The sequence below is a fragment of the Rhodobacter sp. 4.3.4 genome (assembly GCF_058724655.1).
In genome coordinates, this window is sequence record NZ_CM178967.1 from 3,334,001 (window position 1) to 3,340,000 (window position 6,000).

Sequence of the window (6,000 nt, forward strand, 5' to 3'; positions counted from 1 at the left end):
CCGCCCTTGCAGGGAGGCCGGGGCAAGTGAGGTGCCAGACGCATCCGACATCCGTGCGCAGCTTGCCGCGCGGCGCAAGGACCATTCCCTGCCGCAACCTTTTTACTGCGATCCGGGGATCTTTCAGACCGATCTGACGCAGGTCTTTTACCGCGAATGGCTTTTCGCCATTCCCGCCTGTCAGCTGCAAAAGCCCGGCGATGACGCGACGTCGCAGGTGGGGGCCTATCCGGTGATCCTGGTGCGTGGCGCCGACGGGATGATCCGCGCCTTTCACAACGTCTGCGGCCGGAGCAGGAGGCGTTCCACGATGTTGTGAAAGCGCAGGGCTTTGGCTGGGCCTTGGTGCGGAGTCTCGATGATGCGCTGGGCGCGCTGGCCGATCACGGCTTCACCACGCGCGTCGCCCCTGCCCAGCGGAGGCCCGCGCCATGAGCCACGAGGCCACGAACTGGGCCATCAAGCAGCGCGGGTTGAAGCCGACGACCAAGATCGTGCTCTGGCATCTCTGCGACCGGTTCAACCCGGACTATGGCTGCTTTCCCTCGCAGGACCGGCTGGCGCATGACTGCGAGATCAGCCGGTCGACGCTGAACGATCACCTTGGCCAGCTCGAAGCCGTGTGTCTGCTGCGGCGCGTGCCGCGGCTGGATCCAGTGACCAAGCGCCAGCTGCCCACCCGCTACATTCTGGGGTTCGAGCCGGGCTTCACACCTGTGGATGTGGTGCCGTGTCCGGAAATCGAACACGGTGAGAACGCGAGTGCAGAAAGCCCCGACGGCACAGACACTTCGGCCACGGAGGACTCGGTCGATGCCCTGCCGTGTCCGGATTTCGGACGCGGGATTGGCGCGGAATCCGTGTCCGATTTTCAGGCCGAGCCGTGTCCGGAAAACGCCGAAAGCCGTGTCCGAATTTCGGACACTAACCCTGTAAGGGAACCTCTAACAGGCCGCTGAAATAGTCGGCCTCGACCGCGGATGCAGAACATGATTCACCCCTTCCCACGGCGAAGGGGGATCAAGATGCGGGGCACGGACGAGACGAGCGGGTCGCTTTTCAGCTCTGTGGACCTTGAGGACCGGATCCCGGCCAAGCATCCGCTGCGCAAGATCCGGCTGGTGGTCAACGACGCGCTGGCTAGCCTCGACGCCGATTTCGAAGGGCTTTACGTCCGCTTCGGCCGCCCCTCCATCGCGCCGGAACGGCTGATCCGGGCGAGCCTTCTGCAGATCCTGTTTTCGATCCGCTCCGAGCGCCAGCTGATGGAACAGATGAACTACAACCTGCTGTTTCGCTGGTTCGTCGGGCTCGGTATCGACGATCAGATCGACGTCATGCGCCCCTCGGGGCGTGATTTCCCGCTGCAGCCGCACTTCGGCGTCAACCGGATCGCCAACTGGTCGCCCTCCACAGGCACCACGATCACCACCGAGGGGCTGCCGCTTACCTCGGTCGGCACCGTTTCGTATCCAACATTGGCCTCGACCAACCTCGCCGCCTCGATGCGGCGCTGGCGTCTGACCTCGGCCGCAGTGGCAGACTCGGTCGCCGACCAGCGTTCCGCAGGCTGGGCCTGCTGGCGTGGCAACGCGGCGGGCCTCGGCGGTTGGACCTTCGTGACGCGGATTTCGCTGACCACCCTGCAGGCGAGCGGCATGGGGTTCTTTGGCCTTTACGGATCGACGGCCGCTCTCGCCACCACGCTGACGCTCGCCACCGCCATCACCTGCATCGGCATCGGGTTTCAGCGCGGGACGCACACTCGATGGCAGATGGTGACAAATGATGCATCGGGGGCGCCGACGCTCACCGACATGGGCGCGAGCTTCGCCATTGCCACCCGAGCATGAAGGCGAAGATGGACGCGCTCGAGGCGCAGAAGGCGGCACTTGAGGCGAAGCTCAGCGGATTCAGCCCGCGGGATTGAAGACGATCCCGCGATCAGGGAAGGCGTCGCGCAGATTGGTCATCGCCTCCAGCCAGTCGTCCCCGCCCCACTGGCTGGAGAAGGCATAGGTGCGACCGCCGACACGCAGCAGTTCATCGTCACCGCAGAACCAACGGATCGGGTCGAAACGCTTGCCAAGCTCGGCGCGGGACTCGGTCGCGAGGCGCACGAAGACGTCGTGGCCAACCTCGCCTTCGACCGACCGAAGGGCGCGGTTGGCGCGGGGGCCGCAGTGCCTGGCGACCTCCTCGGGCGCGATGCCGCTCTCGACGAGGTAGCGGAAGGTCCGCAGGATCGCCCAACGTTTCGACTCGCGCGAGAACTCCTGCTGGCCAAGCCGCAGGTCATACTTCGTGTGATCCGCACCGCTGGTCCGCGCCTCGCGTTCCTTGCGGACCTTCTCGCGCACGCGAACCTGGTATTCTGCAGCCTCTGGCGGCGGGATGATCTGCTGCACATCGACCAGCACCCGGCCCGACAGGTTGTAGGGCTGCAGACGAACGCAGCGGATGTCGAGATCGCGCTGGTTCAGCCAGAGAACGGCAGTGGTCAGTTCCAGCGAGAACTCGGCCGAGGCGAGGACGATCTTCACCTCCTGCGAGAACTGATCGTGGTCTGGCTCGTCCCACCCCAGGAAGGCTAGAAGCTCGCCTTGCGCATCGGCATCATCACGGCCGATCTGGCGCAGGTAGCGGTCGAACGCGGACACGGCCTGATCGAAGGTCATGGTCGAGACCATCGCCGCATAGCGGATGGCCTGCAATTCCATGTGGCCACCGTCTTCGGTGCGCTTGAATTCGATGACGACGAGGTTCGCATCGCGGTCAATTCCAAGCAGGTCGATGCGACGGCGGGAATCGTCCCACTCCCCGTATTCCTCGGCAATCACCAATGTGTCGGGCGCGATGACGGCAATGTTCTCGCGCAGCAGCCGCTGAAGGTCGCGACGCTCGTGCAGCTGCATCGCCGTGAAGGTGGTCTTGGTCAGGGGCTGGATACGATCCGGCGAAAATTCGTAAATCGGCATGAAGGGCACAATCTGGGGGACATCCTGGCCACTGTCGCAGACCCGATGGCAGGCTGGCAACCAGGATCGCCGAAGGAACGTCACGAGAACATCTGGCCTTGCCCGTGTCGCATGGGTGTCGCACGGAGGAAACGGGGTTTTTCGTAAGGGTTTGGAATCTTTGGGGAATGTGTCGTTCTGTGTTGCAACGCGAAAAAGCGCCCCGTAGGGCGTTCTGTTTCGGCCTAAGCCTTTGATACTGTGTTAGAAAGTCTGGTTGCGGGGGCAGGATTTGAACCTGCGGCCTTCAGGTTATGAGCCTGACGAGCTACCGGGCTGCTCCACCCCGCGTTAGTCCCGAGGGCTTTGTTTTGCGATCGGGGTATTTGGTATCGTTTTGAGAGAACGTTGGCTTCTTACTAGGTTTGGCGGTGACCTACTCTCCCACGTCTTGAGACGCAGTACCATCGGCGTGTTGGCCCTTAACGGCCGAGTTCGGGATGGGATCGGGTGTTTAGCCAACGCTATGACCACCAAACCGAGGAAGAAGCCATGTCCAAGTCGCGTATCAGGAGAAGCTCGCGTGCCGCGGATGCGGCCTCCGGCATTGCGCCTGCGCGGAGCGTTCTTTTCTAACCTTGTGTACACCTGCTTTTGATCATGAGCCTTGCTGCTACTGGATCAAATCAAGCCAATCGGGCAATTAGTACCGGTCAACTGAATGCATTGCTGCACTTACATCTCCGGCCTATCGACGTGGTGGTCTTCCACGGCCCTCAAGGGATACCTTGTTTTGAGGGGGGCTTCACGCTTAGATGCCTTCAGCGTTTATCCTGTCCGTTCATAGCTACCCAGCACTACCGTTGGCACGATAACTGGTCCACCAGTGGAACGTTCACCCCGGTCCTCTCGTACTAGGGGCAACTCCTCTCAAGTATCCTACACCCACGGCAGATAGGGACCGAACTGTCTCACGACGTTCTAAACCCAGCTCACGTACCTCTTTAAATGGCGAACAGCCATACCCTTGGGACCTGCTCCAGCCCCAGGATGAGATGAGCCGACATCGAGGTGCCAAACGATGCCGTCGATATGGACTCTTGGGCATCATCAGCCTGTTATCCCCAGAGTACCTTTTATCCGTTGAGCGATGGCCCTCCCACTTGGGACCACCGGATCACTATGACCGACTTTCGTCTCTGCTCGACTTGTCAGTCTTGCAGTCAGGCAGGCTTTTGCCATTGCACTCAACGACCGATTTCCGACCGGTCTGAGCCTACCTTCGCGCGCCTCCGTTACGATTTGGGAGGCGACCGCCCCAGTCAAACTCCCCACCATGCAGGGTCCCGGACCCGGATAACGGGCCGCGGTTAGACATCAAGAGTGCGAAGGGTGGTATCTCAAGGGAGCCTCCACCGAAACTGGCGTCTCGGTTTCAAAGGCTACCACCTATCCTGCACATCACAATCCTGATGCCAGTGCAAAGCTGGAGTAAAGGTTCATGGGGTCTTTCCGTCTAACCGCGGGTAGTGTGCATCTTGACACACAGTTCAATTTCGCTGAGTCCACGTTTGAGACAGCGGGGAGATCGTTACGCCATTCGTGCAGGTCGGAACTTACCCGACAAGGAATTTCGCTACCTTAGGACCGTTATAGTTACGGCCGCCGTTTACTGGGGCTTCAATTCGGAGCTTGCACCCCTCCTTTTAACCTTCCAGCACCGGGCAGGCGTCAGACCCTATACGTCGCCTTACGGCTTCGCAGAGCCCTGTGTTTTAAGTAAACAGTCGCCACCCCCTAGTTTGTGCCCCCCACCGATAGTTGCCTATCAATGGGGCCTCCTTCTCGCGAACTTACGGAGGCATTTTGCCGAGTTCCTTAAACGTGGTTCTCTCAAGCGCCTTGGTATACTCTACCTGTCCACCTGTGTCGGTTTAGGGTACGGTCATATGGAGGGCTATTTCCAGGGACACCGCAGCTGCCCGACCAATCCGATAAGGTCGAACAACAGTGAGCATCCGTCACATCCTCCTGGCCCACGAATATTAACGTGGTTCCCATCGACTACGCCTTTCGGCCTCGCCTTAGGGGCCGGCTTACCCTGCTCAGATTAGCTTTAAGCAGGAACCCTTGGACTTTCGGCGAGAGGGTCTCTCACCCTCTTTGTCGCTACTCATGTCAACATTCTCGCTTCTGATCACTCCACCGGATCCCTCACAGGCCGGCTTCACAGTCAGCACCTGTCCGACCAAGGCTTTCCCGAAGGAGAGCTAAAGTCGGGCGGTGCTATATCACAGAACGCTCCGCTACCACGTGCATTGCTGCACATCCAAAGCTTCGGCTCGTGGCTTGAGCCCCGTTACATCTTCGCCGCAGGATCTCTTGACTAGACCAGTGAGCTGTTACGCTATCTTTAAAGGATGGCTGCTTCTAAGCCAACCTCCTGGTTGTTTTGGAAATCCCACATGCTTTCCCACTTAGCCACGAATTGGGGGCCTTAGCTGTTGGTCAGGGTTGTTTCCCTCTTCACGACGGACGTTAGCACCCGCCGTGTGTCTCCCGGATAGTACTCTGCGGTATTCGGAGTTTACTTAGACTCAGTAAGGCTGTGGGCCCCCATCATCCATGTAGTGCTCTACCCCCGCAGGTATTCGTCCGAGGCGCTACCTAAATAGCTTTCGCGGAGAACCAGCTATCTCCAGATTTGATTGGCCTTTCACCCCTAGCCACACCTCATCCGGACCCTTTTCAACGGGTGTCGGTTCGGACCTCCAGTTGGTGTTACCCAACCTTCATCCTGGACATGGCTAGATCATCTGGTTTCGGGTCTGATCCCACGAACTCGTCGCCCTTTTAAGACTCGCTTTCGCTGCGCCTACACCTATCGGCTTAAGCTTGCTCGTAAGACCAAGTCGTTGACCCATTATACAAAAGGTACGCCGTCACTTCTCAAGGAAGCTCCGACTGCTTGTAGGCGTCCGGTTTCAGAAACTGTTTCACTCCCCTCGTCGGGGTGCTTTTCACCTTTCCCTCACGGTACTGG

The 6,000-nt window shown here is 59.8% G+C and carries 2 protein-coding genes, 1 tRNA gene, 2 rRNA genes and 4 pseudogenes (1 of these 9 running past the window's edge); 5 read left to right on the forward strand and 4 right to left on the reverse strand.

Annotated features, from left to right (window positions below):
- The first annotated feature begins 31 nt into the window (after positions 1–31).
- From AC4PTB_RS16515 to AC4PTB_RS16535, 5 genes and pseudogenes are all read left to right on the forward strand, one after another.
- Positions 32–319: a hypothetical protein gene (locus tag AC4PTB_RS16515; protein ID WP_492190952.1), complete on the forward strand. Its 288-nt coding sequence runs from the start codon at positions 32–34 to the stop codon at positions 317–319.
- Positions 280–435: pseudogene (locus AC4PTB_RS16520) on the forward strand (VRR-NUC domain-containing protein); the annotation flags it as partial. The gene AC4PTB_RS16515 and the pseudogene AC4PTB_RS16520, both read left to right, overlap by 40 nt.
- Positions 432–950, forward strand: a pseudogene (locus AC4PTB_RS16525) (helix-turn-helix domain-containing protein); the annotation flags it as partial. The pseudogenes AC4PTB_RS16520 and AC4PTB_RS16525, both read left to right, overlap by 4 nt.
- 75 nt (positions 951–1,025) lie before the next feature.
- A pseudogene (locus AC4PTB_RS16530) lies at positions 1,026–1,331 on the forward strand (transposase); the annotation flags it as partial.
- A pseudogene (locus AC4PTB_RS16535) lies at positions 1,329–1,844 on the forward strand (DUF2793 domain-containing protein); the annotation flags it as partial. The pseudogenes AC4PTB_RS16530 and AC4PTB_RS16535, both read left to right, overlap by 3 nt.
- A gap of 69 nt (positions 1,845–1,913) precedes the next feature.
- Here the strand turns inward: AC4PTB_RS16535 and AC4PTB_RS16540 are convergent.
- The 4 genes from AC4PTB_RS16540 to AC4PTB_RS16555 all read right to left on the reverse strand — a co-directional run.
- The gene (locus AC4PTB_RS16540; RefSeq protein WP_492190953.1) at positions 1,914–2,978 is read right to left on the reverse strand and encodes a hypothetical protein; all 1,065 of its coding nucleotides are present in this window, start codon (positions 2,976–2,978) and stop codon (positions 1,914–1,916) included.
- A gap of 253 nt (positions 2,979–3,231) precedes the next feature.
- Positions 3,232–3,308, reverse strand: a tRNA-Met gene (locus tag AC4PTB_RS16545).
- Positions 3,309–3,380: 72 nt separating this feature from the next.
- Positions 3,381–3,495: ribosomal RNA gene (rrf, locus tag AC4PTB_RS16550) — 5S ribosomal RNA — on the reverse strand.
- Between the two features lie 144 nt (positions 3,496–3,639).
- A 23S ribosomal RNA gene (locus tag AC4PTB_RS16555) occupies positions 3,640–6,000 on the reverse strand; it runs 474 nt beyond the window's last position.